Source organism: Sphingobium indicum BiD32 (genome assembly GCF_000382885.1).
Taxonomy (GTDB): Bacteria; Pseudomonadota; Alphaproteobacteria; order Sphingomonadales; family Sphingomonadaceae; genus Sphingobium; species Sphingobium japonicum_C.
Map to the genome: position 1 here is coordinate 1 of NZ_CAVK010000122.1, position 25,252 is coordinate 25,252.

The 25,252-nt window shown below is 63.7% G+C and carries 27 protein-coding genes and 1 tRNA gene; 14 read left to right on the forward strand and 14 right to left on the reverse strand.

Features of this window, described 5'->3' with window-relative positions; genetic code table 11:
• Positions 1 to 27: 27 nt before the first annotated feature.
• The 5 genes from EBBID32_RS11955 to aspS form a co-directional block, all read right to left on the reverse strand.
• Positions 28 to 1,632, reverse strand: coding sequence for a GMC family oxidoreductase (locus EBBID32_RS11955; protein ID WP_006957561.1), 1,605 nt, complete (start codon positions 1,630 to 1,632; stop codon positions 28 to 30).
• Positions 1,633 to 1,884: 252 nt separating this feature from the next.
• Positions 1,885 to 2,070, reverse strand: coding sequence for a hypothetical protein (locus tag EBBID32_RS11960; RefSeq protein WP_006957563.1), 186 nt, complete (start codon positions 2,068 to 2,070; stop codon positions 1,885 to 1,887).
• A gap of 74 nt (positions 2,071 to 2,144) precedes the next feature.
• Complete coding sequence (locus tag EBBID32_RS11965) at positions 2,145 to 3,458, reverse strand: methyl-accepting chemotaxis protein (RefSeq protein WP_006957566.1); 1,314 nt, start codon at positions 3,456 to 3,458, stop codon at positions 2,145 to 2,147.
• An 84-nt stretch (positions 3,459 to 3,542) separates the two neighbouring features.
• On the reverse strand, positions 3,543 to 4,334 hold the full coding sequence (locus tag EBBID32_RS11970; RefSeq protein WP_006957568.1) for a polyphosphate kinase 2 family protein: 792 nt from the start codon (positions 4,332 to 4,334) through the stop codon (positions 3,543 to 3,545).
• 112 nt (positions 4,335 to 4,446) lie between these two features.
• On the reverse strand, positions 4,447 to 6,231 hold the full coding sequence (aspS, locus tag EBBID32_RS11975; protein WP_006957570.1) for an aspartate--tRNA ligase: 1,785 nt from the start codon (positions 6,229 to 6,231) through the stop codon (positions 4,447 to 4,449).
• A gap of 125 nt (positions 6,232 to 6,356) precedes the next feature.
• On the opposite strand from aspS, the gene rnd reads away from it, so the two are divergent.
• The 3 genes from rnd (at position 6,357) to EBBID32_RS11990 (ending at position 8,372) form a co-directional block, all read left to right on the forward strand.
• Positions 6,357 to 7,523 (forward strand): ribonuclease D, encoded by a 1,167-nt coding sequence (gene rnd, locus EBBID32_RS11980; protein WP_006957571.1) that lies wholly within the window; start codon positions 6,357 to 6,359, stop codon positions 7,521 to 7,523.
• Positions 7,524 to 7,642: 119 nt separating this feature from the next.
• Positions 7,643 to 7,924: an I78 family peptidase inhibitor gene (locus tag EBBID32_RS11985; protein WP_006957573.1), complete on the forward strand. Its 282-nt coding sequence runs from the start codon at positions 7,643 to 7,645 to the stop codon at positions 7,922 to 7,924.
• A 58-nt stretch (positions 7,925 to 7,982) separates the two neighbouring features.
• On the forward strand, positions 7,983 to 8,372 hold the full coding sequence (locus tag EBBID32_RS11990; RefSeq protein WP_006957575.1) for a nuclear transport factor 2 family protein: 390 nt from the start codon (positions 7,983 to 7,985) through the stop codon (positions 8,370 to 8,372).
• A 49-nt stretch (positions 8,373 to 8,421) separates the two neighbouring features.
• Here EBBID32_RS11990 and EBBID32_RS11995 read toward each other — a convergent pair whose 3' ends face one another.
• On the reverse strand, positions 8,422 to 9,207 hold the full coding sequence (locus EBBID32_RS11995) for a TerC family protein (RefSeq protein WP_006957577.1): 786 nt from the start codon (positions 9,205 to 9,207) through the stop codon (positions 8,422 to 8,424).
• A gap of 219 nt (positions 9,208 to 9,426) precedes the next feature.
• On the opposite strand from EBBID32_RS11995, the gene EBBID32_RS12000 reads away from it, so the two are divergent.
• Both EBBID32_RS12000 and EBBID32_RS12005 read left to right on the forward strand, forming a co-directional pair.
• Positions 9,427 to 10,431 (forward strand): class 1 fructose-bisphosphatase, encoded by a 1,005-nt coding sequence (locus EBBID32_RS12000; protein ID WP_006957579.1) that lies wholly within the window; start codon positions 9,427 to 9,429, stop codon positions 10,429 to 10,431.
• Positions 10,432 to 11,008: 577 nt separating this feature from the next.
• Entirely contained in the window at positions 11,009 to 12,856 is a 1,848-nt protein-coding gene (locus tag EBBID32_RS12005) for an acyltransferase family protein (protein WP_006957581.1), read from the forward strand.
• A gap of 3 nt (positions 12,857 to 12,859) precedes the next feature.
• Here the strand turns inward: EBBID32_RS12005 and EBBID32_RS12010 are convergent, their stop codons facing one another.
• Complete coding sequence (locus EBBID32_RS12010; RefSeq protein WP_006957583.1) at positions 12,860 to 13,753, reverse strand: N-formylglutamate amidohydrolase; 894 nt, start codon at positions 13,751 to 13,753, stop codon at positions 12,860 to 12,862.
• A 155-nt stretch (positions 13,754 to 13,908) separates the two neighbouring features.
• Here EBBID32_RS12010 and cpdR point away from each other — a divergent pair, with 155 nt between their 5' ends.
• Entirely contained in the window at positions 13,909 to 14,286 is a 378-nt protein-coding gene (cpdR, locus tag EBBID32_RS12015) for a cell cycle two-component system response regulator CpdR (RefSeq protein WP_017182848.1), read from the forward strand.
• Between the two features lie 10 nt (positions 14,287 to 14,296).
• On the opposite strand, the gene EBBID32_RS12020 is transcribed toward cpdR, so the two are convergent.
• Positions 14,297 to 15,628, reverse strand: coding sequence for a dicarboxylate/amino acid:cation symporter (locus EBBID32_RS12020; RefSeq protein WP_006957587.1), 1,332 nt, complete (start codon positions 15,626 to 15,628; stop codon positions 14,297 to 14,299).
• Between the two features lie 128 nt (positions 15,629 to 15,756).
• On the opposite strand from EBBID32_RS12020, the gene EBBID32_RS12025 reads away from it, so the two are divergent.
• Positions 15,757 to 15,831, forward strand: a tRNA-Val gene (locus tag EBBID32_RS12025).
• Between the two features lie 64 nt (positions 15,832 to 15,895).
• Positions 15,896 to 16,534, forward strand: a complete 639-nt coding sequence (locus EBBID32_RS12030) for a 5'-methylthioadenosine/S-adenosylhomocysteine nucleosidase (protein WP_037490428.1) — start codon at positions 15,896 to 15,898, stop codon at positions 16,532 to 16,534.
• On the opposite strand, the gene EBBID32_RS12035 is transcribed toward EBBID32_RS12030, so the two are convergent.
• The 5 genes from EBBID32_RS12035 to petA form a co-directional block, all read right to left on the reverse strand.
• Positions 16,529 to 17,053 (reverse strand): shikimate kinase, encoded by a 525-nt coding sequence (locus EBBID32_RS12035; protein ID WP_037490435.1) that lies wholly within the window; start codon positions 17,051 to 17,053, stop codon positions 16,529 to 16,531. The two genes, EBBID32_RS12030 and EBBID32_RS12035, sit on opposite strands and share 6 nt — an antisense overlap.
• A 4-nt stretch (positions 17,054 to 17,057) precedes the next feature.
• Positions 17,058 to 17,591, reverse strand: coding sequence for an adenine phosphoribosyltransferase (locus tag EBBID32_RS12040; RefSeq protein ID WP_006957594.1), 534 nt, complete (start codon positions 17,589 to 17,591; stop codon positions 17,058 to 17,060).
• Between the two features lie 78 nt (positions 17,592 to 17,669).
• Positions 17,670 to 18,518 (reverse strand): cytochrome c1, encoded by an 849-nt coding sequence (locus EBBID32_RS12045; RefSeq protein WP_006957596.1) that lies wholly within the window; start codon positions 18,516 to 18,518, stop codon positions 17,670 to 17,672.
• A gap of 15 nt (positions 18,519 to 18,533) precedes the next feature.
• Positions 18,534 to 19,826 carry a cytochrome b gene (locus EBBID32_RS12050; RefSeq protein ID WP_006957598.1) on the reverse strand — a complete coding sequence of 431 codons (1,293 nt, stop codon included), beginning with the start codon at positions 19,824 to 19,826 and terminating at the stop codon, positions 18,534 to 18,536.
• Positions 19,827 to 19,837: 11 nt separating this feature from the next.
• The gene (gene petA, locus EBBID32_RS12055) at positions 19,838 to 20,404 is read right to left on the reverse strand and encodes a ubiquinol-cytochrome c reductase iron-sulfur subunit (protein WP_006957600.1); all 567 of its coding nucleotides are present in this window, start codon (positions 20,402 to 20,404) and stop codon (positions 19,838 to 19,840) included.
• 196 nt (positions 20,405 to 20,600) lie between these two features.
• Between petA and EBBID32_RS12060 the strand changes: the two genes are divergently transcribed.
• The 3 genes from EBBID32_RS12060 to EBBID32_RS12070 are packed head-to-tail and all read left to right on the forward strand — an operon-like array spanning position 20,601 to position 22,560.
• Entirely contained in the window at positions 20,601 to 21,071 is a 471-nt protein-coding gene (locus EBBID32_RS12060; protein ID WP_037490432.1) for a tRNA (cytidine(34)-2'-O)-methyltransferase, read from the forward strand.
• Positions 21,068 to 21,955 carry an oxygen-dependent coproporphyrinogen oxidase gene (gene hemF / locus EBBID32_RS12065; RefSeq protein WP_006957603.1) on the forward strand — a complete coding sequence of 296 codons (888 nt, stop codon included), beginning with the start codon at positions 21,068 to 21,070 and terminating at the stop codon, positions 21,953 to 21,955. Before EBBID32_RS12060 ends, hemF begins: the two co-directional genes overlap by 4 nt.
• A 5-nt stretch (positions 21,956 to 21,960) precedes the next feature.
• On the forward strand, positions 21,961 to 22,560 hold the full coding sequence (locus tag EBBID32_RS12070; protein ID WP_006957605.1) for a GNAT family N-acetyltransferase: 600 nt from the start codon (positions 21,961 to 21,963) through the stop codon (positions 22,558 to 22,560).
• On the opposite strand, the gene EBBID32_RS12075 is transcribed toward EBBID32_RS12070, so the two are convergent.
• A complete protein-coding gene (locus EBBID32_RS12075; protein ID WP_006957607.1) occupies positions 22,542 to 23,336 on the reverse strand; it encodes a hypothetical protein in 795 nt (264 codons plus the stop codon). The two genes, EBBID32_RS12070 and EBBID32_RS12075, sit on opposite strands and share 19 nt — an antisense overlap.
• Before the next feature lie 79 nt (positions 23,337 to 23,415).
• Between EBBID32_RS12075 and lipB the strand changes: the two genes are divergently transcribed.
• The 3 genes from lipB (at position 23,416) to EBBID32_RS12090 (ending at position 25,209) form a co-directional block, all read left to right on the forward strand.
• Positions 23,416 to 24,111: a lipoyl(octanoyl) transferase LipB gene (lipB, locus tag EBBID32_RS12080; RefSeq protein ID WP_006957609.1), complete on the forward strand. Its 696-nt coding sequence runs from the start codon at positions 23,416 to 23,418 to the stop codon at positions 24,109 to 24,111.
• A 49-nt stretch (positions 24,112 to 24,160) separates the two neighbouring features.
• Positions 24,161 to 24,439, forward strand: a complete 279-nt coding sequence (locus EBBID32_RS12085; RefSeq protein WP_006957611.1) for a hypothetical protein — start codon at positions 24,161 to 24,163, stop codon at positions 24,437 to 24,439.
• A 74-nt stretch (positions 24,440 to 24,513) separates the two neighbouring features.
• Positions 24,514 to 25,209, forward strand: a complete 696-nt coding sequence (locus EBBID32_RS12090) for a hypothetical protein (protein ID WP_006957613.1) — start codon at positions 24,514 to 24,516, stop codon at positions 25,207 to 25,209.
• Positions 25,210 to 25,252 lie beyond the last annotated feature (43 nt).

The following is a 25,252-nucleotide window of genomic DNA, read 5'->3' on the forward strand; positions in this document are numbered from 1 at the left end:
GCTCGAAACGAACGGATCAAGGAAGAATCATCTCGCTTCAAGCACCATCGTCGCCGCCTTTTCCGCGATCATCATGACCGGTGCGTTGGTGTTGCCGGACGTGATCGTCGGCATCACCGACGCATCGACCACGCGCAGCCCGTCAATCCCATGCACCCGCAACTGCGTGTCCACCACCGCGCGCGATCCCGTGCCCATCGCGGCGGTGCCGACCGGATGGAAGATGCTGCTGGCGATCGCGCCGACGCCTTCCAGTATCGCGGCGTCATCCTGCCGTTCCGGGCCGGGGCGGAACTCGCGCGGGGCATAAGGGGCCAGCGCTGCCTGGCCCACTATGGCCCGCGTCACCCGCACCGCCTCCACCGCGACCTGCTGATCCTCTGGCGCCGACAGATAATTGGGCCGGATAGCAGGCGCGGCCATCGGGTCGGCTGACCCCGCCCACACGCTGCCCCGGCTCTGCGGCCGCAAATTGCACACGCTGGCGGTGAAAGCGGGAAAAGGATCGAGCGCGCCGCCGAAGGCGGCCAGGCTCAAAGGCTGGACATGATATTGCAGGTTCGCGGATTCAAAGCGCGGGTTGGATTTCACGAACAGGCCCAACTGGCTGGGCGCCATCGCCATCGGGCCGGATCGGCGGGCCAGATATTCCATGCCCATCCACGCCTTGCCCAGCAGGGACGACGCGCGCGCATTGAGCGTCACCGCGCCGGTCACAGCCCAGGCACAGCGTATCTGGAGATGATCCTGCAAATTCTCGCCCACGGCGGGCAGATGATGGACGCTGGCGATGCCCAGCGCGGAAAGCTTGCCGCCATCGCCGATGCCAGACCGCTGGAGAATGGTGGGTGACCCGATTGCGCCCGCGCTCAGCAATATTTCGCCGTCGGCCCGTGCCTCGCACGCTTCGCCGTCCAGCAGGAAGCGCACCCCGACCGCGCGCCTTTCCTTGACGGTCACCCGGTCGATCGTCGCCCCCGTGATCACGCGCAAATTGGACCGCCCCATCGCCGGGCGCAGGAAAGCGTCGGCCGCGCTCCAGCGCCGCCCGCGCTTCTGCGTCACCTCGAAATAGCCGGACCCCAGATTGTCGCCGCCGTTGAAATCATCGCTATGCGGCACCCCATATTGCCGTGCGGCCTCGCGGAATTTTTCCAGCAAGTCCCAGCGCAGCCTTTGCCGCTCCACCCGTATCTCGCCACCCGCGCCATGCGCATCGCTTGGCCCCCCGAAATGATCCTGCGCGCGCTTGAAATAGGGCAGCACATCGTCCCAGCCCCAGCCGATATTGCCCGCCTGCCGCCAGCCATCATAGTCGCGCGCCTGACCCCGCATATAGATCATCCCGTTGATCGAGGAGGAGCCACCCAGTACCCGGCCGCGCGGATAGCCGATCGACCGCCCGCCCAGCCCCGCCTCATTTTCGGTCTTGAGGCACCAATCGGTGCGCGGATTGCCAATGCAATAGAGATAACCGACCGGCACCTTGATCCACAGCCAGTCATCCTTGCCGCCCGCCTCCAGCAGCAATACGCGATGGCGCGGGTCCGCGCTCAGCCGGTTGGCCAGCACGCACCCCGCGCTGCCGGCGCCCAGGATGATATAATCATAGGCACCGAAATCGCGGGGCATCATGTCTCCTTCTCCGCCTGCGACATGGCGCGAAAAGGTCGCCCGTCGCAAGCCGGGCGGGCGATATGTCAGGTCATTCCATCGCGCGACGATGCTTGTGCCTCATCTCCCCTCCCCGGCGGGAAAGGGTTGGGGGAGGGGGAGCGAGGCGAAGCCGAGCGTCCACGCCGGCGGCAGCACACCCCCACCCAGCCTCCCCCTCAAAGGGGGAGGAGCCTTATGGAGCGCCACTATCGTCGCTTATGCCAGCCCCTAGTCGTGGGGGCGCAGCGACCGGTTGAGGCTGTCCAATACTTCGGCGATCGGTTCGGTCACGGTCACGCTGCGGCCTTCGCCAAAGCGGATGCGGGTGCCGTCATTGACCGACGAGACGAAGGTGACTTGCGACGCATTGACGGCGGTTTCGGTGCGGTCAGTGCCCACGAACATGACGAGCATGGCTTCCTCTCCTTTTTATGGAAGCACAGCCTATCGCCATTTGCGCGCGACGCCAGAGGGATTTGTACTGATTGTCAGGTCGCGCCGATCGCCATGATGAAACCACCCGCCCGCGCCTCCAGCCTGTGCGCCTCCCCGGCCAGCCTTTGCGCGACCGATTGCATCGCCCGCGTGCCCAGCACCGTCGCGTCGGCATTGCTGCTGATCGCCTGTGCCCCGGTGCGGATATGATCGCTGGACGATCCGGCTTCCGCCACGCTGTCGGCAATGGCGCGGCTGAAGGCGGCCTGCCGGGCGACAGCATCAAACAGGGCGGCCGACAGCCCGTCTGCGCGGGTCATCGCCGCATCCATCTGCATATGGCCCGCCGCCACATCGGCCACGGTGGCGCGGATATGCGCAATCCGCCCGGCTATGCCCGCTGCGGCATCGCGCGTCTGTTGCGCCAGCGACTTCACCTCGCGCGCCACGACGGCAAAACCCAGCCCCGCCTCTCCCGCCCGCGCAGCCTCTATACTCGCGTTGATCGACAGCATCGCTGTCGCGGCCGCGATGCTATCGATCAGGGCGACGACCTCGCCGATATTCTCCGTCTCTGTCCGCAGCATCTCGCCCTGCACCATGCCCGACCGGCTGCGCGCCGCCGCATCGCGGATCGCGGCGCCTGCATCGCGCGCCTCACGCTCCATCGCCTGGAATAGCTGGCCCAGTTCCACGCCGCCCGACGCGATGCCGGCCAGACGATCGGCGGTCTGCGCGGCGGCCACCGCCATGGCCGCGCTGTCCGCGCCATCGCCCGCCGCGCGTTCCGCCGCCTGCGTCGCGAGTGCCGACAATTGTTCGGCCATCGCCACCATGTCAGCGATCAGCAGGGCGATATCGCCCTGAAAGCTGGTGCTTTCGCATCTGATCTGTTCGACCCGCTCCGATCGCGCCAGCGCCACCCGCGCATCGCGCTGTGCCGTCAGCCGCAGCAGCAGCGCGCCGTCCAGCACCCCGGCATAGCGTCCGTCATCGGTCACGATAAGCCCCTCGCACCCCGTCCCCTGCGCGGCGTAGAGATCGACAAGCCGGTCCACGCTCACGCGCCGGTCGACATGGGCGCAGGGGCGGACATGATCGTCCAGCCGCCCGCCGAAACTGGGGTTGCGCAGCAACGCATGGCCAAAGGGATTGAACAGGATGCGGCGCATGTCACGCTCGTAGATCGCGCCGACCGGCCGGTCGTCAGCGCCCAGCACCGGCAACAGGCGCAGCGCAGAATCCAGCTGGAAACAATCAACCGCCTCACTGAGCGGACGCCCCAGCCGGATCACCGGCTTGTCCTGCGCCAAAGGCAAGTCGATCTGGCCGGACACATCTGGCGGGGATAAGCGGGCGTGAAACATGGCCGCAGCCTTAGCCGCCCAATGGTAAACGAGCCGTTAGAATTTCATGACAATTTTGTTACAAGTGACTGTTTTTACAGTATTTTATGCAAAATCACCGGGCCGGTAGCCAAATGCCTGTCTGGCCAGTTTCACGACCGTGGGATCAGCGACCGGGAAATCCATCGGTACCAGCGCCTCCAGCCGATCGGCCACATAGGTCAGCGCGGCAATGCGGCCGCCCTTGCGGTGATTATTGTCGATGACATGCCAGGGCGCATGTTTCGTGTCGGTATTTTTGAACATCGCGTGCATCGCATCCAGATAGTCCGCGCGCCTGGCCCGGTTGCGATAATCGTCCGCGCCGGTTTTCCAGCGCTTCCATGGCGTGTCGAGCCGCTCGGCCAGTTGCTTGTCCTGCGTCTCCTGGGTGATGTGGACGAACAATTTGACGATGTTCATCCCCGCGTCGATCTGCTGCTTCTCGAACGCATTGATCTCGTCATAGCCGCGTTTCCAGTCGGCCTTGCTGCAAAATCCCTCGACCCGTTCCACCAGCACCCGGCCATACCAGCTGCGGTCGAAGATCGCGATATTGCCGCTGGCCGGGAGCCGCGTCCAGAAACGCCAGAGGAAATGATGGTCCCGCTCGACTTCATTGGGCGCGGCGATGGGATGGACCTGATAGTAGCGCGGGTCCCAGTCGGCCGACATCCGCTTGATGATCCCGCCCTTCCCCGCCGCGTCCCAGCCCTCCAGCAGGATGACGCTGCGCCGCTTGTGCAGGATATGGGCGACCTGGATCTTGGCCAGCCGCTGCTGGAGCGCGGCCAGCGCCGCATCATAATCGCCGTCATATTTCGGCGCGGATTCATGGGTCGCAAGGTCGATGGTCATGGGCAGCAATCCTCCTTCGTCATGCCGGACCCGATCCGGCATCCAGGGCGACAGACGCTGTGTCCGCCACCCTGGATGCTGAAGCAAGATCAGCAGGACGAAAAAGGAAAGCTCAGCCCTTGGCCTGCGGCTCCACCACGCGAACATGCAGTTCGCGCAGCTGCTTGAACTCGGCGGCACTGGGTGCGCCCATCAGCAAATCCTCGGCCTTCTGGTTCATCGGGAACAGCGTGATTTCGCGCAGATTCTGCGCGCCGCACAGCAGCATCACGATGCGATCGACGCCAGCGGCCATGCCACCGTGCGGCGGCGCGCCGTACTGGAACGCGCGATAGAGGCCGCCGAAGCGATCCTCCACATCCTGCTGGGACAGGCCCACCAGCTCGAACGCCTTGACCATCAGTTCGGGCGACTGGTTGCGGATCGATCCAGACGCGATCTCGAAGCCGTTGCAGACCATGTCATACTGGAATGCGTTGATCGTCAGCGGGTCCTGATTGTTCAACGCATCCAGCCCACCCTGCGGCATGGAGAAGGGGTTATGCGCGAAATCGACCGACTTTGTATCCTCATCATATTCATAGAAGGGAAAGTCCACGATCCAGCACAGGTCGAACCGGTCCTTGTCAATGAGGTCGAGCGTTTCGCCGACGCGGGTGCGCGCCAGACCGGCGAGCTTGGCCGCCTGCGATTCCTTGCCCGCGGCGAAGAACACGCCGTCATTGGCACCCAGACCCAGCGCAACGACCAGCTTGGCGGTCGCTTCCTCGCCATGGTTCTTGGCGATCGGGCCGCCGGGCACCCCGTCCTTGATGTTGATATAGCCAAGGCCCGAATAACCCTCGCCCCGCGCCCAATTATTCATCTCATCGAAAAATTTGCGGCTGCCCGCACCCGCGCCCGGTGCCGGGATCGCGCGAATGACGCTGCCGCTTTCGACCAGCGACGCGAAGATACCGAAACCGGACCCCACGAAATGATCGGTCACGTCCTGAATGACGATCGGGTTGCGCAGGTCCGGCTTGTCCGACCCATATTTCAGCAGCGCTTCCGCGTGCGGGATGCGCGGGAAGCTGCCCGCGGGCGTCACCGGCTTGCCGTCGGCGAACTGCTCGAACACCTGGGCGATCACCGGCTCCATCGTGTCCCACACTTCTTCCTGGGTGACGAAGCTCATTTCCAGGTCGAGCTGGTAGAATTCGCCCGGCAGCCGGTCGGCGCGGGGATCCTCATCACGGAAGCAGGGCGCGATCTGGAAATAGCGGTCGAAACCCGCGACCATCAACAGCTGCTTATATTGCTGCGGCGCCTGCGGCAGGGCGTAGAATTTGCCCGGATGGATGCGGCTGGGCACCAGAAAGTCGCGCGCGCCTTCGGGGCTGGACGCGGTCAGGATCGGCGTCGAATATTCGGTGAAGCCCGCGCCTTCCATCCGGCGGCGCATGTCCGAAATGATCTTGGTGCGCTTGACGATATTGGCGTGCAGCGTCTCACGCCGCAGGTCGAGGAAGCGGTAGCGCAGGCGGATATCTTCGGGATAGTCCTGCTCGCCTGCCACCGGCAGCGGCAGTTCCGCCGCAGTCGAAAGCACGATCACCGCGTCCGCGACGACCTCGATCGTCCCGGTTTCCATCTTGGGATTGGTCGCTTCTGGACCGCGCGCCACGACCGCGCCGTCGATCGTCACCACCGATTCGAGCCGCAGCCCCTCCAGCACGCGCAGCGCCTCGCTATCCGCCTTCGCCACCACCTGGGTAATGCCATAATGGTCGCGCAGATCGACGAACAACACCCCGCCATGGTCGCGCTTGCGATGCACCCAGCCGGACAGGCGTACGGCCGTGCCGACATCGGCTTCACGAAGGGCGCCGCAAGTGTGGGTGCGATAGGCGTGCATGGCGTTTTGGTCTTTCAGCTTCGTTTTACGGAAATGACAAAGCCCTGACGGCAGGCTATGGGCATTAGGTCACTACGACCAGCCCGCCAGGGAGCGGGCCTGCCCATAATAAGATCGATGACCATATGCAAATCCATCCGCTGATTACCGACAGCAAGACACTTTCCGATTTTTGCGCCCGCATCGCCAAATCCCCCTATGTCGCCATCGACACGGAATTCATGCGCGAAAACAGCTATTGGCCCGAACTCTGCCTGATCCAGGTGGCCGACGCCCATGAAGCCGCCGCCATCGACCCCAAGGCAGCGGGCATCGACCTCCAGCCGCTGCTCGACCTGATGGTCGATAATGAGGATGTGCTGAAAATCTTTCATGCCGGCGGGCAGGACATTGAGATCGTCTATAATCTGACCGGCAAGACGCCGCACCCGATGTTCGATACCCAGATTGCGGCCATGGCCCTGGGGCTTGGCGAACAGATCGGCTATGGCAATCTGGTCGAGGCATGGCTGGGCGTGCAGCTGGACAAGGGTGCGCGCTTCACCGATTGGGCGCGCCGCCCGTTAGACAAGCGCCAGATCGACTATGCCATCGGCGACGTCACCTATCTGATCCAGATTTTCCCCAAGATGCTGGAAGAATTGCGCAAGACCGGGCGCGGCGACTGGCTGGACCAGGAAATGGAGCGGATCAGCGATCCCAGCCATTATGAGACGCTGCCCGAAGATGCGTGGAAGCGCGTCCGCATCGCCAGCAAGAAGGCCGATGTGCTGGGTCGCCTGAAAGCGCTGGCGGCGTGGCGCGAGATTGAGGCGCAGGACAAGAATCTGCCGCGCGGTCGCATCGTCAAGGATGAGACGCTGGCCGACATCGCCAGCCACCCGCCCCGCACGCAGGACGATCTGGGCAAGGTGCGCGGCCTGTCCGCGACCTGGCGCACCAACGACATTGGCGCACGGCTGATGGCCTCGCTGGCCAAGCATCAGCCGCTGGGCAAAGACGAAATGCCAGACCGCGAACCCCGCCGTCCGGGGTTGGGCAAGGATGGCGCGCTGGTCGCCGACCTGCTCAAATTGCTGCTCAAGATCCGATCGCGCGACATCAACGTTGCCTCCCGCCTGCTGGCGCGCAGCGACGATATCGAAGCGCTGGCGGCGGGCGTCCGCAATGACCTCTCGATACTGGAAGGCTGGCGCTATGAACAATATGGCCGCGACGCAGTTGATCTGGTCGAAGGGCGACTGGCTTTCGCGGTCAAGGGCGGCCGGCTGAAGATGACGCGGACGGAGTGATTTCCCTCACCCGTTCCCCCTGAGCTTGTCGAAGAGCCGTTTTTCTTTTGAGAGAAAAGCGGGGCGTCGACAGGCTCAGCCCGAACGGGAAATGGAAATTGGGTAAGGAGAAAAACATCATGCACCGCATCCTGTCCCTTGCCAGCGCATTTGCGCTCACGGCTTGCGCCACCACCACCCCGCCGACCGCCACGAACGGTCCCTGCAACCACGACGGCCTCGCCCGCTTCACCGGACAAAAAGCGAGCGCCGAAACCGGCGCGGCATTGCTGGCAGCATCGGGCGCCAAAACCTTGCGCTGGGGCGGGCCTGGCATGGCCATGACCATGGACTTCCGCGCCGACCGGCTGACCGTCAGTTATGACGAGGCAATGGTGATTACATCGGCGCGGTGCGGGTAAACCCTGCCAGGTTCCCGCGCAGGCGGGAGCGCAATGTGATGACCTCGAAAGTCCTGCCATGACTGCGACCGCCGACCTAGCCATCCGCATCGCCCGCGCCACCTTCAACCGCGCATTGGCCGACGCGAACCTTGCCGCCATCGGCCCGCTGCTCGCCCCCAACGCCGTGCTGGTCGCGGGCACCGACAGCGCGCTTATCACCGGGCGCAAGGCGCAACTGCTCGCCTGGAAACGCGAATTCGCGGCAAAGGACCGGCTGATCTACACCCGCACGCCTGACACGATCATCGTTTCGCCGGTGGAACCGATCGCGATGGAACAGGGCCATTGGCAGGGCGTCTCTACCGGCAGCGGCGTAACGCTGGCGTCCGGCACGTACAGCGCCAAATGGCGCGAAATGGGCGGCGCGTGGATGATCGAGGCGGAGATTTTCCTGACGCTGGCCTGATCAGTCGAATAGCCGTCGCCGGGCACGTGCTGCACGGCCGCACATGGGCCTATTGCGCGCTTTTCCGCGCCTGCGCCCGGCGCGCAAAGATGTTGAGGCACTCCACCAGCGTGGAGAAAGCCATCGCCGCATAGATATAGCCCTTGGGCACATGCACGCCGAAACCGTCGGCGATCAGCACCGCGCCGATCATCAGCAGGAAGCCCAGCGCCAGCATCACCACGGTCGGGTTCTTCGCGATGAAGTTGGCAAGCGGATCGGCGGCCAGCACCATCGCGCCGACGGCTACCAGCACGGCGATGACCATCACCGCCAGATTGTCGGTCATGCCCACGGCGGTCAGGATCGAATCGAGCGAGAAGATCATGTCGAGCAGGATGATCTGCACGATCGCGCTGCCAAAGGTGATCGTCGCCACGCTTTTCTTGTCCAGCACATCGTCGCCGCCCGACGGATCGACATTATGATGGATTTCCTTGGTCGCTTTCCAGATCAGGAACAGGCCACCGGCGATCAGGATCAGGTCGCGCCAGGAAAATTCCGTCTCGAAACTCGGCGCGCCATATTGGTTGAGCGGGCCGCTGATCCCCAGGTCAAACACGGGCGCGGTCAGGCCGACGATCCACGCGATCATCGACAGCAGGACGAGCCGCATACCCAGCGCCAGGCCGATACCGATGCGCCGCGCCTTTTGCCGCTGATGTTCCGGCAGCTTGTTGGTCAGGATCGAAATGAACACCAGATTGTCGATGCCCAGCACCACTTCCATCACCACCAGCGCGATGAGCGCGGCAAGCGCCGTGGGATCGGTAAAGGCGGTAAGCAGGCTGTCCATGGTGATCCTTCCGTGCGGGTTTTCGGCACGCTATCGCAACGACAGGAATGTCCGCCGGTTCCCGCCGACACACTTTGACACATGACGGCGTTGTCATGAAGAAAACCAAAGCCCATGCGACTGGACGGGGACGATCGAGTCGCTTAGCGAAGTCCCGTTCTTCTCTTCATGCTGCGGCCTTGTCGCTGCGGCCTTCATGCCCCAAGCGAAAGGCAGCCCATGGCCAGAACCACCCTCACCCGTTTCCTGATCGAACAGCAACGCCTCGCCAATGCGCTGCCCGCCGAACTGCGGCTGCTGATCGAAACCGTGGCGCGCGCGTGCAAGACGATCAGCCATTCGGTGAGCAAGGGCGCGCTGGGCGAAGTGCTGGGCAGCCTGGACAGCGAAAATGTGCAGGGCGAGGTGCAGAAGAAGCTGGACGTGATCGCCAATGAACTGCTGCTCGACGCCAATGAATGGGGCGGGCATCTGGCCGCGATGGCGTCGGAGGAAATGGAGACGATCCACCGCATCCCCAACCGCTATCCCAAGGGAGAATATCTGCTGCTGTTCGATCCGATCGACGGGTCCAGCAATATCGACGTCGACCTGTCGGTCGGCACGATCTTTTCGGTGCTCAAAGCCCCTGACGAATGTGCTGGACGCGAAGTGACGGAAGAGGATTTCCTCCAGAATGGCCGCGCGCAGGTCGCGGCGGGATACGCCATTTACGGCCCGCAGACGCTGCTGGTGCTGAGCGTCGGCACCGGCGTGCATGAATTCACGCTGGACCGCGAAGTCGGCAGTTGGGTCATGACCGATCGCGACATGAAGATGCCGCAGGGCAAGTGCGAATTTGCGATCAACATGTCCAACCGCCGCCAATGGTCGCCCGGCGTCGCCCGCTATATCGAGGAACGGGTGATGGGTGCCGAAGGGCCGTGCGGCGTGGATTACAACATGCGCTGGACCGCCTCCATGGTCGCCGACGTCCACCGCATCCTCAAGCGCGGCGGCATCTTCATGTACCCCGCCGATCACCGCACGCCGGGCAAGGCGCGGTTGCGTCTGATGTATGAGGCCAATCCGATGAGCTATCTGATCGAGCAGGCGGGCGGCGCGGCCACCGACGGCTTCATCCCGATCATGGACGTCGATGCCACCAGCCTGCACCAGCGCGTCGGCGTGGTGCTGGGCGACAAGGCGGAAGTGGCAATGGTCACGGCCTATGGGAAGGAATAGCCGCCTGGCGGCGTCCTGTTTGGCGAAGGCTTGAGAGCCAGAAGCGATTTAGACTGCACATCATCCTCCCGTTTAAGGGGAGGTGGATGGCCGCAGGCCAGACGAAGGGGTGTCATGCTATCGAGAGGACGACACCCCTCCGTGATCGCTACGCGCTGACACCTCCCCTGCAAGGGGAGGATAAGGAGCCGTGCAAAGCTGCTCGATTTCAATTGTGGATCAAGAAAGTGGGGGAGAGCGGAGCGACGCTCAATCCCCCTTGCTATGGCCTCGCCTTGCCGGTCTTACCGGCGGCCCCTCTCCAGAAACATGTTATATGGCGCGGCTGTAGCCCAGTCGGCCTAGCCCAAGCCGGGACCAAAAAAAAGGGCCGATCCGCAGACCAGCCCAAAAAGTTTAGGAGAGGATGCCTGAAAGGCACAGTATTTCTGTCCGACGCGCAGATTTTTCGCAAATGCGAAGGATGAAAGCGCGATTGCGTGAAATGCAATCGCTTGCCGAAACTTTAACCATCTGCCGCCTCTTCGCGAGTCGCGGGTAAAGCAAATGTCAGGGCTTTGTCCCTAAGCCGGGGCCAATGCATTATCGCCGCGACATTGATGGACTGCGCGCCTTGGCAATTCTGCCGGTGCTGCTGTTCCACGCCCATGTGCCGGGCTTTGGTGGCGGTTATGTCGGGGTCGACATTTTCTTCGTCATTTCCGGCTATCTGATCACCGGCATCATCGCCCGCGAAATCGATGAAGGCCGCTTCTCGCTGGTCCGCTTCTACGAACGGCGCTTCCGGCGGATCGTCCCTGCGCTGGGGCTGATGATCCTGGTGGTGCTGGGCATAAGCGCCTTACTCTATCTGCCCGGCGATCTGGAGGGGGTGCCGCGGTCCGCGCTGGCGGCGACCTTGTTTGCGTCGAACCTGTGGTTCTTCACCGACACCGGCTATTTTGCCGGCGGCGCGGACGTCAAGCCGCTGCTCCACACATGGTCGCTGGCGGTGGAGGAACAATATTATATCGGCTTCCCCATCCTGCTGATGGTCATGGCCCGCATCGCTCCCCGCTGGCGCACAGGCGTGGTGCTGATCATCGCGGCAGGATCGCTGGCCCTGTCGATAGCGATGCAGCGCGACACCAGCGGCTTTGCTTTCTACCTGCTGCCTGCCCGTGCGTGGGAATTGCTGGCAGGCGCGCTGCTGGCGCTGGGCGTGGTGCCTGCCTTGCGGGTCCGCTGGCTGCGCGAACTGGTGGCATGGAGCGGGATCGCCGCGATTGCGCTGGCGGTCGGCTGCTATGATCGCGGCACGCTGTTCCCCGGTATCGCCGCCATCGCCCCGGTACTGGGCGCGGCGGCGCTGATCCACAGCGCACCGGGAACCAGCGCCGGGCGGTTGCTCGGCTGGTCGCCGCTGGTGGGCGTGGGCCTTGTGTCCTACTCGCTCTATCTGTGGCACTGGCCGGTCATCGTGTTTACCGAATATGCGACCGACATGGCCGTGGCAGGCTGGACATGCGTGGCAGCGATAGGCTGGTCGTTCATTGCGGCGATCCTGTCCTGGCGTTTTGTCGAACGCCCGTTTCGCGATTCGCAGGCAATGCCGGCGCGGACGATTTTCCGTTTCACCGGCGCGACGATGGCGCTGCTGTGCGGTCTGTCGCTGGCGTTGCTGGCAGCGGGACCATGGCCATCGCGTTTTTCGCCGACGGTGCTGGCGCAAGCGGCGGGACGTAACGATATCAGCCCGGAGCGCAAACGCTGCCACGACATATTCGCCCGCAGCGCGCCGCCATGCGTGCTGGGGGCGGCGGTCCCGCCCGATGCGATGCTGTGGGGCGACAGCCATGGGGTGGAACTGGCCTATGCGCTGGCGCTGGAGGCGAAAGCACAAGGGCGCGCGCTGGTGCAGCGCACGACATCGAGCTGCCCGCCCGTGCTGGGCTATGATGACCCCAAGGATGCGCGCTGCGCGGCGGCGAATCGCGCCGCCTTTGCCGCATTGCGCGCCGATCCGGGCATTCGCCGCATCTATCTCGCTGCCTTCTGGGCCAATGGCGATTTTGACGAACCGGGCTTTGTAGCCAGACTGGACCGCACCATTGCCGCCATCCGGGCGGAGGGGCGGGAGGTTGTGCTGATCGGCCCGGTGCCGCCGCAACCCTTCGACGTGCCCCGCCGCCTGGCCCATCTGGCACGCGCCGGGCAACAGGCACAGGGCGAGGGCGTGGTGCGATCCTGGGTGGACGGACGCACGATCCATTTGCGCGCGCTGTTTGCGCGATGGCAGGCGCGTGGCATCCGGCTGATCGATCCGGTCGCGGCGCTGTGCGATGGGCGGCACTGCGCGATCGAGCGCGGCGGCAAGCCGCTCTATTTCGATTCGCACCATCTGAGCGTTGCGGGCGCGCGGCTGGTCATGGCGCGCGGTGGCTGACCTCTATTCGGCCGCCAGCGCATAGTCGGCGCGCGGCAATTCGCTCGCCAAGGCTTCGGCGATGGCCATGATGATCCCCTGCATCCGGGCAAGCCCCGATCCCGGCTGGTCCAGCGCGTCATCCAGATAGAGGCTGCGATCCACCTCGATCTGGATCGCGTGCAGCCCGCTTTCGGGCCGACCATGGCGCTCGATCAGATGATCGCCCGCATAGGGATGATTTTGCGCCGCGACGATGCCATGGCCGGCGGCGACATCGGCCGCCAGCGTCATCAGCCGGGTAGAGGCGCTGCGCCCGAAACGATCGCCCAGCACGATCCCCGGCGCGGCTTGCCCGGCGGTGGGAGGCGGCAAGGGCGGCATGGAATGGAGGTCGATCAGGATCGCATGACCATGGGCATCGCGCGCCGCGGTCATCAAACGGGCCAGTTCGGCATGATAGGGCCGATGGATGGTCTCGATCCGGCGTTGCACATCATGCCATGCCACCGGTTTGTGCCACAGTTCATGCGCGCCGACCATGCGGCGGGGAATGAGGCCCAGCCCGCCACGCAGCTTGACGCTGCTCTGAAGCCCGGCATCACGCGGCACGCCGACGAGCATTGCGGGGTCGATTTCCCGCTCATGGCGGTTGAGATCAATGAGCGCGCGCGGGGCGCGGGCTATGGCAACAGTAAAACCGCGCGCGATCAGCGGCTGGACCAGCAGGTCGGCCCAGCGATCCTCCAGCCGTTGCAATTGCTGTTGCCGCACCCGCGCCTGCGCCAGCAGTTCAGACGGATATTCGCGCCCGGCATGGGGTACTGAAAGGATGATGGGCCGGTCGGGAATGGCGGGGCCAAAACGATCGAAACCCGCCTCAGTCCGGGCGGGAGGACGCAGCGCGGGACGATCCAACGAGGCTCCTTTCATCGACCATATTCACTGGCCGCACCAAAAATGGTTACTCGGCTGGATAATATTTACACCTTGTCGCATATATCGGACAGGGACGCCACCCTGACGGGGGCATGGGGGACAAGCCGGAAACGGCAACAAGAGTAGCTGGCGCAATGGTTCGCATATTACTGGCCGAAGATGATGAGAGTATGCGCGTCTATCTGGCGCGCGCGCTGGAACGGTCCGGCTATGAAGTCGTGGCTGTGGCGACCGGCACGGAAGCCCTGCCTCATATCGCGTCGGACCGGTTCGACCTGCTGCTGACCGATATCGTAATGCCGGAAATGGACGGGATCGAACTGGCGCAGCACGCGGCGTCCGTCGCCCCTGACATGCGGATCATGTTCATTACGGGCTTTGCCGCCGTGACGCTGAAAGCCGGGAAAGCAGTGCCGCAGGCCAAGGTGCTGTCCAAACCCTTCCACCTGCGCGATCTGGTGCTGGAGGTCGAACGGATGTTCGGCAGCGAAAGCCTGACCGGGTTGAACTGAACCCGGCGCCTCAATCCTCGATCACTTCCTCCATATCGGGCGTGGGGTTGAGCGGGATGCCGGCCATGGCGGCGACAAATCGTTCGCGGTCCAGCCCCTTTTCCCAGGCCGACACCACCACCGTCGCGACGGCATTGCCGACAAAGTTGGTGAGCGCCCGGACCTCGCTCATGAAGCGATCGACCCCCAATATCAGCGCCATGCCGGCCACCGGCACCGACGGTACGATCGACAGCGTCGCCGCCAGCGTGATGAAGCCCGCGCCGGTCACGCCCGCCGCGCCCTTGGACGAGATCATCGCCACCAGCAGCAGCAAGACCTGCTGTTGCAGGGTCAGATCCACATTGCACGCCTGGGCGATGAACAAAGCCGCCAGCGTCATGTAAATATTGGTGCCGTCCAGGTTGAAGCTGTAGCCGGTCGGCACGACCAGCCCGACCACCGACTTGCGGCACCCGGCCCGCTCCATCTTCTCGATCAGGCTGGGCAGCGCGGCTTCGGACGAGGATGTCCCCAGCACCAGCAGCAACTCGGCCTTGAGGTAGCGGATAAGGTGCAGGATGTTGAAGCCCGCCAGCCGGGCGACAGTGCCCAGCACCACCAGCACGAACAGCAGCGACGTCAGGTAGAAAGTCGCGACCAGCCCGGCCAGATTGGCCAGCGTGCCGACGCCATATTCGCCGATGGTGAAGGCCATGGCCCCGAACGCCCCGACCGGTGCCGCCTTCATCAGAAAGGCGACCAGCTTGAACACCGCATGGCTGGCCGATTCGAGGACCGCCATCAGCGGCGCTGCCTTGTCCCCGATCATGGTCAGCGCGATGCCGAACAGGATGGCGACGAACAGGACTTGCAATATGTTGCCGTCGGCGACCGCAGACACCATGGTCGCGGGGATAATGCTCATCAGGAAGCCGGTCAGCGTGCTTTCATGCGCTTTATGTGCGAAATCGGCGACCTTGCCTGCATCCAGACTGGCCGGATCGATATTGAGGCCCGCGCCGGGCTGCACCAGATTGGCGACAATCAGCCCGACAATGAGCGCCAGCGTCGAAAAGGTCAGGAAATAGGCGAAGGCCTTGGCCGCCACCCGGCCGATCGCGCCCAATTCCTTCATCCCCGCAATGCCGGTGACGATGGTGAGGAAGATGACGGGAGCGATGATCATCTTGACCAGCTTGATGAAGGCGTCGCCCAGCGGCTTTAACTGCACGCCCATATCGGGGAAGAAATGGCCGATCGCGACACCCAACGCGATCGCGATCAGCACCTGGACATAGAGCTGGCGATACCATGGCAGACGCGGCGTCGTCTGGATCGGCGAGGATGGCGATGGCAGCATATGTCTTGGCGTCCCCCTGTTTGCGCCGCAGCATATGGGCCGTCCCCGCCCTGTCCAGAAGAATGTCGCTCGCCTGCAATTTCCCGCTTGCGCAGGCCCAGTCCCCCGGCTATTGGCCCAACTCCCGTGGGCGTATAGCTCAGTGGTAGAGCACTGTGTTGACATCGCAGGGGTCGCAAGTTCAATCCTTGCTACGCCCACCATGACAAAGCCCGTCGCCTGTTTTCAGGTGGCGGGCTTTCTCTTTTGTCACAGGCGGAGGACCAGATGATCCCGGTTTGCGAGACGATTTCCGGCCAGCGCCTGTTGTTCGTGATGGCAGCGGAGGCGGAATATGGGACGCAGTTGCGCGCCCGATTCGCCCCGTTGATGACGGGCGTGGGTCCAATCGAGGCGGCGCTGGCCACGGGCATTGCGCTGCACGACATGGCGCGGGCGGATGCCCTGCCCGATCTGGTCGTGTGTCTGGGCTCGGCAGGATCGCGGGTGTGCGGATTGGGTGAGGTGGTACAAGTCTCCAGCGTGTCATGGCGCGACATGGATGCCTCGCGACTGGGGTTCGTGAAGGGCGTCACCCCCTTTGTCGATCATCCGGTCGACCTGCCACTCCTGACGCCGCTGGTCCTGACGACCGCACGGCTGTCGACCGGGGCCAATATCGTGGGCGGAGACGGCTATGCAGCGATCGACGCGGATATGGTGGACATGGAGACGTTCGCTGTGGCGCGGGCCTGCGCCCGCTATGGCGTACCGCTGATGGGGCTGCGTGGCATTTCTGACGGGCCGGGCGAGCTGGACCATATCCATGGCTGGACAGCGTTGCTGGGTTTGCTGGACGAGCGGCTGGCGGCGGCGGTGGACATGCTGGAGGCAGCGCTGCGTCCACAGCCAGGCAGCCGCCTATAGCAGGGCGATGATGCGCTCGGACGCTTGTTCGGGCGAGATCAGGCCGGTGTCGAGGGTCAGTAACGGCGCGGGCATGGTGGCCATGCAGCGATCGCAATCGGCGCGGATGGCACGCAACAGATCGAGCGAGCGCAACTTGACAAATGCAGCGCGGCCCGGATCGGCAATCCGCGCATCCTGTATGTCAGCCGCTACGGTCAGCGCGATGAAGCAAAGCTTCCCGCCGGCCGCTTCCACCCGCGCCTTAAGGCGCTGCGGGAAATCGGACGCAACGCTGGGTTCGGGCGTGAAAGTGAAGATCAGCGATCGGCTGGCCGCAATGGCCGAAACCATGGCCTCCATCCAGAATTGCTCACGCAGCCGAACAAATTCCGGCGATCCAAAAGGAAATATGGCCGCGACCGCATCGACAATCAGATGGTTGTGAAACAGCGCAAGACCGGTGCGGTCCGCGACCATCCGCGCAATGGTCAGCTTGCCGACCGCCGCCGGGCCGTAGAGAAAGAGCAGCCTTGGCATGGCTTCAATGCCCATCGAAGGTCATGATCCCCCGCGCAGCGATGCCTTCTGCCTCCAACGCCGCCATGCCGCCAAGCTCCGGCAGGTCAATCGCGAACAAGGCCATCAGCACGCTCGCCCCCTGTTCGCGCAGCAATTGCGCCGCGGCCACTGCCGTGCCGCCGGTCGCGATCAGATCGTCAACCAGCAGCACGCGCGCGCCCTGCGGCACCTGACCTTCATGCAGTTCCAGCCGGTCGGTGCCATATTCCAGAACATAGTCGATCCCTACGGTCTTGCCGGGCAGCTTGCCTTTCTTGCGGACCGGAACGAAGCCTTTGCCCAGCGCAAGCGCCAGTGCCGCGCCCAGGATGAAGCCCCGCGCCTCGATCCCGACGATCAGGTCCGCGTCAAGCGGACGGGCGATATCGGCCAGCCGTGCGGTCAGGTCGCGCAGCCCTTCCCCATCGGCCAGCAGCGTCGTGATGTCGCGAAACTGGATGCCCGGCTTGGGAAAGTCGGGAATGGTGCGGATGAGGTCGGTCAGGTCGCTGGTCATGGCGTCCCTATAGAGAAAGGGCGCGGTTTCCTCAAGAAACCGCGCCCTTGGCTATGCTTGTCCTGTCGGACCAGACCGTCAGGCCGCCTTCTTCTTGTCCGCCCAGATATTCTGGTAGGACATATAGGCCAGGCCCGTCGCGATCAGCAGGAAGATCAGCGTCGCCAGACCCGCACGGTGGCGGTTTTCCAGCTTCGGTTCGGCAGTCCAGGTCAGGAAGGCCGAAACGTCCTGCGCCATCTGGTCCACCGTCGGCTTCGTGCCGTCGCCATAGGTCACTTGCCCCTCAGCGGTCAGCGGCGGTGCCATCGCCAGGTTGAGGTTGGCGAAATAGGGGTTGTAGTGCAGCCCCTCCGGCGTCTTGGCGTCCGGGAATTCCTTGAGAAGTTCTGCCGGTTGCGCCTGATAGCCCGTCAGCAGCGAATAGACATAGGCGCTGCCATGGTGGCGGGCCTTGGTCATCAGCGACAGGTCTGGCGGGATCGCATTATTGTTCGCCGCCGCCGCCGCGACATTGTTCGCGAAGGGCTTGGGGAAATAATCGGACGGCACAGGCTCACGCGTGGAGGCTTCGCCGGTGGCCGGATCGACCGACGGGGTCTTGATCGCCCACTGCTTGGCGATCGCCTTCACTTCGGCTTCATTATAGCCGAGCGCTTCGAGATCGCGGAACGCCACGAACTTCAGGCTGTGGCAGGCCGAGCAGACTTCCTTGAACACCTGGAAGCCGCGCTGGAGCTGCTGCTTGTCATAATGACCCAGCGGCCCGTCGAACGAATAGGCCACATGCTTGGGCAACTCGTGGAAAGCCTTTTCCACGGTGGGTACTGGCGGTTCGGAGACATAAGCCACCGCACCGATCAGGAAGGAGATGAACAGCCAGCCTGCAAAGAAGAGGCCGACGAGGAATGCGCCAATGCGAACCATGGTCTTGTCTACCCCTTATTCGGCCGGGACCGCGACGGTTGCGCCGTCGGTCTTGCCATATTTTGCCAGCACGGCCTCGGTGATCGAGCCGGGCAGCGGCAGCGGCTTTTCAGAGCGCGAGATCAGCGGAAGGATGATCAGGAAGTGGGCGAAATAATAGGCCGCCGCGACCTGGCTCATCATCACGAACGGTTCTTCCGCCGGCGCGCCGCCCAACCAGCCCAGGATCAGCACGTCGATGACGAGAATCCAGAAGAACTTGTTGAAGGTCGGCCGATATTTGCCCGACCGCACCGGAGAGGTGTCGAGCCAGGGCAGGAAGAAGAGCAGCAGGATCGACGCGAACATCGCCAGCACGCCCAGCAGCTTTGCGGGGACGAAGAAGAAGTCCACCGTGAAGGCGCGCAGGATGGCGTAGAAGGGCCAGAAATACCATTCCGGCACGATGTGCGCGGGGGTCGAGAGCGGGTTCGCTTCGATATAGTTATCCGGGTGGCCCAGGAAGTTGGGGGCGAAGAACAGCAGCGCACAGAAGGCGATGAGGAACACGCCCGCGCCGAAGCCATCCTTGGCGGTGTAATAGGGGTGGAACGGCACAGTGTCCTGCGGCCCCTTCACTTCCACGCCGGTCGGGTTGGAGGAACCCGGAATATGCAGCGCCCAGATGTGCAGGATGATGACACCGGCAATCACGAAGGGCAGCAGGAAGTGCAGCGAGAAGAAGCGGTTGAGCGAGGCGTTGCCGGGGGCAAAACCGCCCAGCAGCCAGGTCTGGATCGGTTCGCCGACCACGGGGATCGCGCCGAACAGGCCGGTAATCACCTTCGCGCCCCAATAGGACATCTGACCCCAGGGCAACACATAGCCCATGAACGCGGTCGCCATCATCAGCAGGAAGATGACGAGGCCGAGCAGCCACACCATTTCGCGCGGCGCCTTGTAGGAACCGAAATAAAGGCCGCGGAAGATGTGGAGATAGACGACGATGAAGAAGAAGCTGGCACCGTTGGCGTGCGCATAGCGCATCAGCCAGCCGGCATTCACGTCGCGCATCGTCTGTTCGACGGTGCTGAAAGCGACAAGATCATTGGCGCCATAATGCATCGCCATGATCACGCCGGTGACGATCTGGATCATCAGAGCCAGACCGGCCAATACGCCGAAGTTCCAGAAATAGTTGAGGTTGCGCGGCACGGGATAGCCCGCACCCACGGCGTTATAGGCGAGACGCGGAAGCGGCAGCTTGTCGTCGATCCACACCATCACCGGATTTTTCGGCGTATATTGCTCAGCCCAGGGAAAGCTCATCGTTTCTTACCTCAGCCTACGAGAATGGCGGTGTCGGAAGTGAAGCTGAACTTCGGCACTTCCAGGTTCTTGGGCGCGGGGCCTTTGCGGATGCGCGCGGCGGTGTCGTAGGACGAACCATGGCATGGGCAGAAATAGCCGCCATATTCGCCCTTATTCTCGCCCTCGCCCGCGCCCAGCGGCACGCAGCCCAGATGGGTGCAGACACCCATGGTCACCAGCCACTGCTTCTTGCCATCAACGGTGCGCTCTTCCAGCGTCTGCGGATCGCGCAGCGTGGAGGCATCCACCTTGTCGGCTTCGGCGATTTCCTTTTCCGTCAGCTGGCGCACGAAAAGCGGCTGGCTGCGGAAAGTGGTCTTGATCGCCTGCCCCGGCTGGATCGCCGAAAGATCGACTTCGGTCGATGCAAGCGCCAGCACGTCGGCGCTGGGGTTCATCTGGTCGATCAGCGGCAGGACGACGGCAACGGCGCCGACTCCTGCGAAACTCACTGCGGCGATGTTGATGAAATCGCGACGACGCACCCCATCATCGCCGGATAGACCCGTGCTGTCTGTATGTTCAACGATCGCCATGCACCTTAACCCTTGCAAGAACGTCCCTGATCCCGCCGCAGCGCCGTTACCGGCACCTTTATTTCAAGGAATTCGGATAGCCATGCGAAATGGCCCCGCCTTCCCCCCGGCGTGGTTCGCGGGCCTGATAACCTCAGTGCGCGCTCTTTGCCAACAGCAAAGTCACGTACCCTATGACAATTTGCCGCGCTGCATTATGGCGCGGGTCATGCGTATAGCCCTTTACCAACCCGAAATAGCAGGCAATGTCGGCGCGATCCTGCGTCTGGCAGCCTGTTTCGCCGTGCCGGTGGACATCATCATGCCGACCGGATTCGCCTTTTCCGACGCCCGGCTGAAGCGCGCCGCGATGGATTATGGCGCGTCGGCCGATGTCACCCGCCACGCCAATTTTGCGGCCTTCGACGCGGAACGGCGCGCGCAGGGCCGCCGCCTGCTGCTGATGAGCGCCCATGCCTCGCAGCGTCTGCCCGACGTCGAATTCCGCGCGGACGATGTGTTGCTGATGGGATCGGAAAGCGCGGGCGTCCCCATAGAAGTGCGCGATATCGCCGATATTCGGATCCGTATTCCCATGGCAGAGGGGTTTCGATCCTTGAATATCGCCGTTTCCACGGGCATCGCCGTCGCCGAAGCCCTGCGCCAGACCGGAAAGTTCCCGCAATGACCCCTGCCCCCATTCCTACCGTCCCCTTCGCCCTCGATTCCCGGCAGCAGGTTGCGCGCGCCTGGTTCGAATCGCTGCGCGACCGAATCTGCGCCGCGTTCGAGGCGATCGAGCGGGAAGCGGGAAGCGATGCCAGCTTTGCCTACACGCATTGGGACCGGGAAGCCGAAGGGCAGGCACCGGGCGAAGGCGGCGGCGGCGTGCGTGGGGTGATGAAGGGCAAGATTTTCGAGAAGGTCGGGGTCAATGTCTCCACCGTCGGCGGGGAATTTGCCCCCGGATTCGCGCAGACCATCCATGGCGCGGCGGACAATCCGGCCTTCTTCGCCACGGGAATCAGCCTGGTCGCGCATATGGCCAATCCCCATGTCCCGGCCGTCCATATGAACACGCGCTATCTGGTGACGACGAAAAGCTGGTTCGGCGGCGGCGCGGACCTGAACCCGCCCTTGCCGCGCGAAGAAGATACAGCGCATTTCCATGACGTGCTGAAAAGCGCCTGCGACGCGCATGACGGGGACTATTATCCGCGCTTCAAGGCGTGGGCGGACGACTATTTCTACATTCCCCATCGCGGCGTCCATCGCGGCGTCGGCGGGATTTTCTACGATCATCTGGAATGTGCCGATGATGCCGGGTTCGACGCGAATTTCGCTTTCACCCGCGCGGTGGGCGACGCCTTTCTGGACGCCTATCCGCCGATCGTGCGGCGGCGCATGGGCGAAAGCTGGACCGATGCGGACTATGCCGCGATGCTGGAATGGCGCGGCCGCTATGCGGAATTCAATCTGGTGCATGACCGGGGGACGCTGTTCGGCCTCAAGACGGGGGGCAATATCGACGCGATCCTGATGAGCCTGCCGCCGATGGCGAGCTGGAGCTAGAGACGATGGCGCTGATCGCGGTCGAGCCGGGCATGGTGGCGGCGGTCGTCACCCATCTGGAGATGCGCGCGCGTCCCCGCCCCGCACCGATCCCGCCCGCCCCGCTGCAACTGGTGCGGTGGAAGGCGCCGAAACTCGACACCTATCGCGCGCTGTTCCGCCGGGTGGGCGAGCCATGGCTGTGGTTTTCGCGGCTGGTGATGAGCGACGAATCGCTGGCCATGATCATCCATGATCCGGCTGTCGAGATTTATGCCGTGACCGATCCGCGCGGGATAGAGGTCGGGCTGCTGGAGCTGGATTTCCGGTCGATGCCCGATTGCGAGCTGGGCTTTTTCGGGCTGGTGCCGCAATTGAACGGCAAGGGTCATGGCCAATGGCTGATGGCGCAGGCCAAGGCGCTGGCGTGGCGCAAGGGGGTGGAGCGATTCTGGGTCCACACCTGCACGCTCGATAGTCCGGCGGCACTGGGATTCTACATCAAGGCCGGGTTCGTGGCGACGAAGCGCGAGATCGAGACATTTGCCGATCCGCGCCTCGCCGGGATTTTACCGCCCGACTGCGCGCCGCACGTGCCGCTGCTGGATCAGGCCGCCGACGCCTGACGATAGAGGCGCGCGATCATGACGAGCATATAGACCTGCAACACCGTTGAGATGGCCGCCGCCGCAATAGTGCCGGCCAGCCGCGCCGCATCAGCGCCGCCTACCAGACTGCCAAGCAGGCCGAATATCGCCTGCGCCGCCGCGCTGCTGATCGCTGACAAAATCGTGATGATCAGGATGAAGGCCAGCAACCGCCAGAAATGGCCGCGCGTGAGCGCCCATGCCTGTCGGAGCGAAGGCATGACGCCCGCGCTGCCGTCAATCACCACCGGATTGAGCAGCATGAGGCGGATACTGGCGAAAAGCGCCGCCCCGGCGACCGCGAATCCAAGCAGCACGGCGAGACCTGCTGCGAGCGCCTTCGATATGAGCGATAACAAGACCATCACAATCACGACTGCCAGGGCGGCCACCATCAGCGCGCCGATCACCGCCAGGGCCGTGCCAATCAGCACGGGCAGACGGTGGAAGGCGAGGCGCAGCGCCTCCCCGACGCTGATGCCGGGACGCAGGGCCAGCGCAAACAAAGTGAGCGACCCGAACCAGACGAGGAGAATCGCGACCACCAGTCCCAGCCAGTAGCTGGCCGGAACCGCAGGCATGGTCGAGGCAGTGGGCGCAAGCGACCAGGCGGCCAATTCCGGCGGGGTCATTTCCTGCAGGATCAGGCCGGGCAACGCAACGAACAGCAGCGCCACCGGAAACAGCAATGTGGCCTCGCGGGCGACGAAGGCCACCGCCTCCTCCCACGCCTTGCCGATCGACATCGTCGCCATATCTTGAATTGCCTGCCTGATAGCTGCGTAAATCGGGTGGAGACTTGATCGCTCGCCCGCCCCAAGTCAAGGAAGGGTCATGAACCAGCCCCTCCCCTTTCCCGATAGCGTCGAATGGCGCGTGGACACAGCGCCTGTCGCTTACCCCGAAGCGCTGGCGGACATGGAGGCGCGGGCCGCCGCGATCCAAGCGGGCGAGGCGCGCGAGCGGGTCTGGTTGCTCGAACACCCGCCGCTCTACACCGCCGGGACCAGCGCCGATCCCGCCGAGCTGATCGACCCGCGCTTTCCGGTGCATGATGCCGGGCGCGGCGGGCGCTATACCTATCATGGACCGGGGCAGCGGATCGGCTATCTCAACATCGACCTTGGCAGACGCGGCAAGGATGTCCGCAATTTCGTCCATCATCTCGAAGGCTGGATGATCGCGGCGTTGGGCGACTTGGGCGTTGAAGCACGGCGGGCGGAGGGGCGGATCGGCATCTGGACCGACGACGCGCAGGGGCGGGAGGCGAAGATCGGCGCGCTGGGCATAAGGGTGCGGCGCTGGGTCACGCTCCATGGCTTTTCGATCAATGTCGATCCTGATCTGTCGCATTTTTCCGGCATCGTGCCGTGCGGGATCAGCGAATATCCGGTCACCAGCATTGCGGCATTGGGCGGCATGGCCTCCATGGCCGCGCTGGACGGTGCGTTGCACGCGCATTTCCCTGCTTTTCTCAATCGCTTGGGTCGATGCGGCACGGGGGTTGAGCAATGCGGAACGGACCGCTAGGGTCTGGCCTTTCGCCGGGCGGAGGGTGCCGGGCCTGAAGGAGACCCGGATGCGTCGGAACGCAATGACCGTAGTTTTCACCATGCTATTTGCGCTTGCCGCCTGTGGCAGTGCTGACAAGGGCGGCAACAAGGTCGAGATGAAGGATATGGAAGTGGTGGATGGCACCGCGACCGACGCCATGACGGATCTGGACGGGGTGCAGAGCGAAGGCACGGCGGTCGCGCTGCCGAGCGGCAACGCCGCCGACAATGCGGGCGCTACGGTGGCAAAACCTGCCGCCGAAACGGCGCAAGGCGAGGATGCCGAGATTCTGGCCGATCAGTGATGGTTCAGGCCTGATAGCCTTGGTTGAGAGAATATGAGGGGGACATACGACGTCCCGTTGGAGAGTATCGTTTCATGAGCTTCCGTTCCCCGTTGCGCCCTATCCTTGCGGGTCTGGCGCTGGTCGTCACGCCCATGATGGCGCAGCCCGCCGCCGCGCAATTTTTCTGGTCGCCGCCCGACCTTTCCGCGCCGCCATTGACGGACGCGGCCGCCGCGACGGCGATGGGCCTGCCGGGCGCCAATGCGGTCGAGATCAAAGCCGGGCTGGTGTGGAACCTGCGCGCGGCGCTCAATATCGCCGCGCTGCAATGCCAGTTTGAGCCGACACTGCTGGCGATCAGCAATTATAACGCGATGATCGCCCATCATGACGCGGAACTTGATTCGGCACAGACCGTGCTGCTGGGCTATTTCCAGCGCACCGTGGGCAAGGGGCGGCCGGGGCAGGCGGCGTCCGACCAATATGGCACGCGCATCTATTCGGGCTATTCGACGGTGCAGGCGCAAAAGGGCTTTTGCCAGGCGGCCACGGTCGTCGGGCGGCAGGCGATCTTCGCCGATCGCGGCACGCTGCATGAAGTGGCGCGCAATGGCCTCGCCTCGATCAAGAAGTCGCTCGTGGTCGCTGGCGAGCAATATTATGGATCGCCGGGCTATGACTATGCTGTTGCCCTCCCCTCCTTCTCCCCCAAATGCTGGAAGAAGGGCGTCCTGCTGCCCGCGTGCCAGCAGCAATGGAATGCGCAGACGGGCGTGACGCAGCCCTGAGTGGGTGACTACAGGGTGAAACTCCCACCTCCGTTCGTTTCGA

Bases quoted from the DNA above. Each gene is read 5' to 3' on its own strand.
- EBBID32_RS12040 (WP_006957594.1), bottom strand. From the start codon at position 17,591: ATGACCAGCGACCTGACCGACCTCATCCGCACCATTCCCGACTTTCCC.
- EBBID32_RS11985 (WP_006957573.1), top strand. From the start codon at position 7,643: ATGCACCGCATCCTGTCCCTTGCCAGCGCATTTGCGCTCACGGCTTGC.
- EBBID32_RS12050 (WP_006957598.1), bottom strand. From the start codon at position 19,826: ATGAGCTTTCCCTGGGCTGAGCAATATACGCCGAAAAATCCGGTGATG.
- EBBID32_RS12035 (WP_037490435.1), bottom strand. From the start codon at position 17,053: ATGCCAAGGCTGCTCTTTCTCTACGGCCCGGCGGCGGTCGGCAAGCTG.
- EBBID32_RS11970 (WP_006957568.1), bottom strand. From the start codon at position 4,334: ATGACCATCGACCTTGCGACCCATGAATCCGCGCCGAAATATGACGGC.
- petA (WP_006957600.1), bottom strand. From the start codon at position 20,404: ATGGCGATCGTTGAACATACAGACAGCACGGGTCTATCCGGCGATGAT.
- aspS (WP_006957570.1), bottom strand. From the start codon at position 6,231: ATGCACGCCTATCGCACCCACACTTGCGGCGCCCTTCGTGAAGCCGAT.
- EBBID32_RS12070 (WP_006957605.1), top strand. From the start codon at position 21,961: ATGGCGCTGATCGCGGTCGAGCCGGGCATGGTGGCGGCGGTCGTCACC.
- EBBID32_RS12075 (WP_006957607.1), bottom strand. From the start codon at position 23,336: ATGGCGACGATGTCGATCGGCAAGGCGTGGGAGGAGGCGGTGGCCTTC.
- EBBID32_RS12045 (WP_006957596.1), bottom strand. From the start codon at position 18,518: ATGGTTCGCATTGGCGCATTCCTCGTCGGCCTCTTCTTTGCAGGCTGG.
- EBBID32_RS11965 (WP_006957566.1), bottom strand. From the start codon at position 3,458: ATGTTTCACGCCCGCTTATCCCCGCCAGATGTGTCCGGCCAGATCGAC.
- EBBID32_RS12000 (WP_006957579.1), top strand. From the start codon at position 9,427: ATGGCCAGAACCACCCTCACCCGTTTCCTGATCGAACAGCAACGCCTC.
- EBBID32_RS12085 (WP_006957611.1), top strand. From the start codon at position 24,161: ATGCGTCGGAACGCAATGACCGTAGTTTTCACCATGCTATTTGCGCTT.
- hemF (WP_006957603.1), top strand. From the start codon at position 21,068: ATGACCCCTGCCCCCATTCCTACCGTCCCCTTCGCCCTCGATTCCCGG.
- rnd (WP_006957571.1), top strand. From the start codon at position 6,357: ATGCAAATCCATCCGCTGATTACCGACAGCAAGACACTTTCCGATTTT.
- EBBID32_RS11995 (WP_006957577.1), bottom strand. From the start codon at position 9,207: ATGGACAGCCTGCTTACCGCCTTTACCGATCCCACGGCGCTTGCCGCG.
- EBBID32_RS12005 (WP_006957581.1), top strand. From the start codon at position 11,009: ATGCATTATCGCCGCGACATTGATGGACTGCGCGCCTTGGCAATTCTG.
- EBBID32_RS11955 (WP_006957561.1), bottom strand. From the start codon at position 1,632: ATGCCCCGCGATTTCGGTGCCTATGATTATATCATCCTGGGCGCCGGC.
- EBBID32_RS11960 (WP_006957563.1), bottom strand. From the start codon at position 2,070: ATGCTCGTCATGTTCGTGGGCACTGACCGCACCGAAACCGCCGTCAAT.
- lipB (WP_006957609.1), top strand. From the start codon at position 23,416: ATGAACCAGCCCCTCCCCTTTCCCGATAGCGTCGAATGGCGCGTGGAC.
- EBBID32_RS12090 (WP_006957613.1), top strand. From the start codon at position 24,514: ATGAGCTTCCGTTCCCCGTTGCGCCCTATCCTTGCGGGTCTGGCGCTG.
- EBBID32_RS12030 (WP_037490428.1), top strand. From the start codon at position 15,896: ATGATCCCGGTTTGCGAGACGATTTCCGGCCAGCGCCTGTTGTTCGTG.
- EBBID32_RS12060 (WP_037490432.1), top strand. From the start codon at position 20,601: ATGGCGCGGGTCATGCGTATAGCCCTTTACCAACCCGAAATAGCAGGC.
- cpdR (WP_017182848.1), top strand. From the start codon at position 13,909: ATGGTTCGCATATTACTGGCCGAAGATGATGAGAGTATGCGCGTCTAT.
- EBBID32_RS12020 (WP_006957587.1), bottom strand. From the start codon at position 15,628: ATGCTGCCATCGCCATCCTCGCCGATCCAGACGACGCCGCGTCTGCCA.
- EBBID32_RS11990 (WP_006957575.1), top strand. From the start codon at position 7,983: ATGACTGCGACCGCCGACCTAGCCATCCGCATCGCCCGCGCCACCTTC.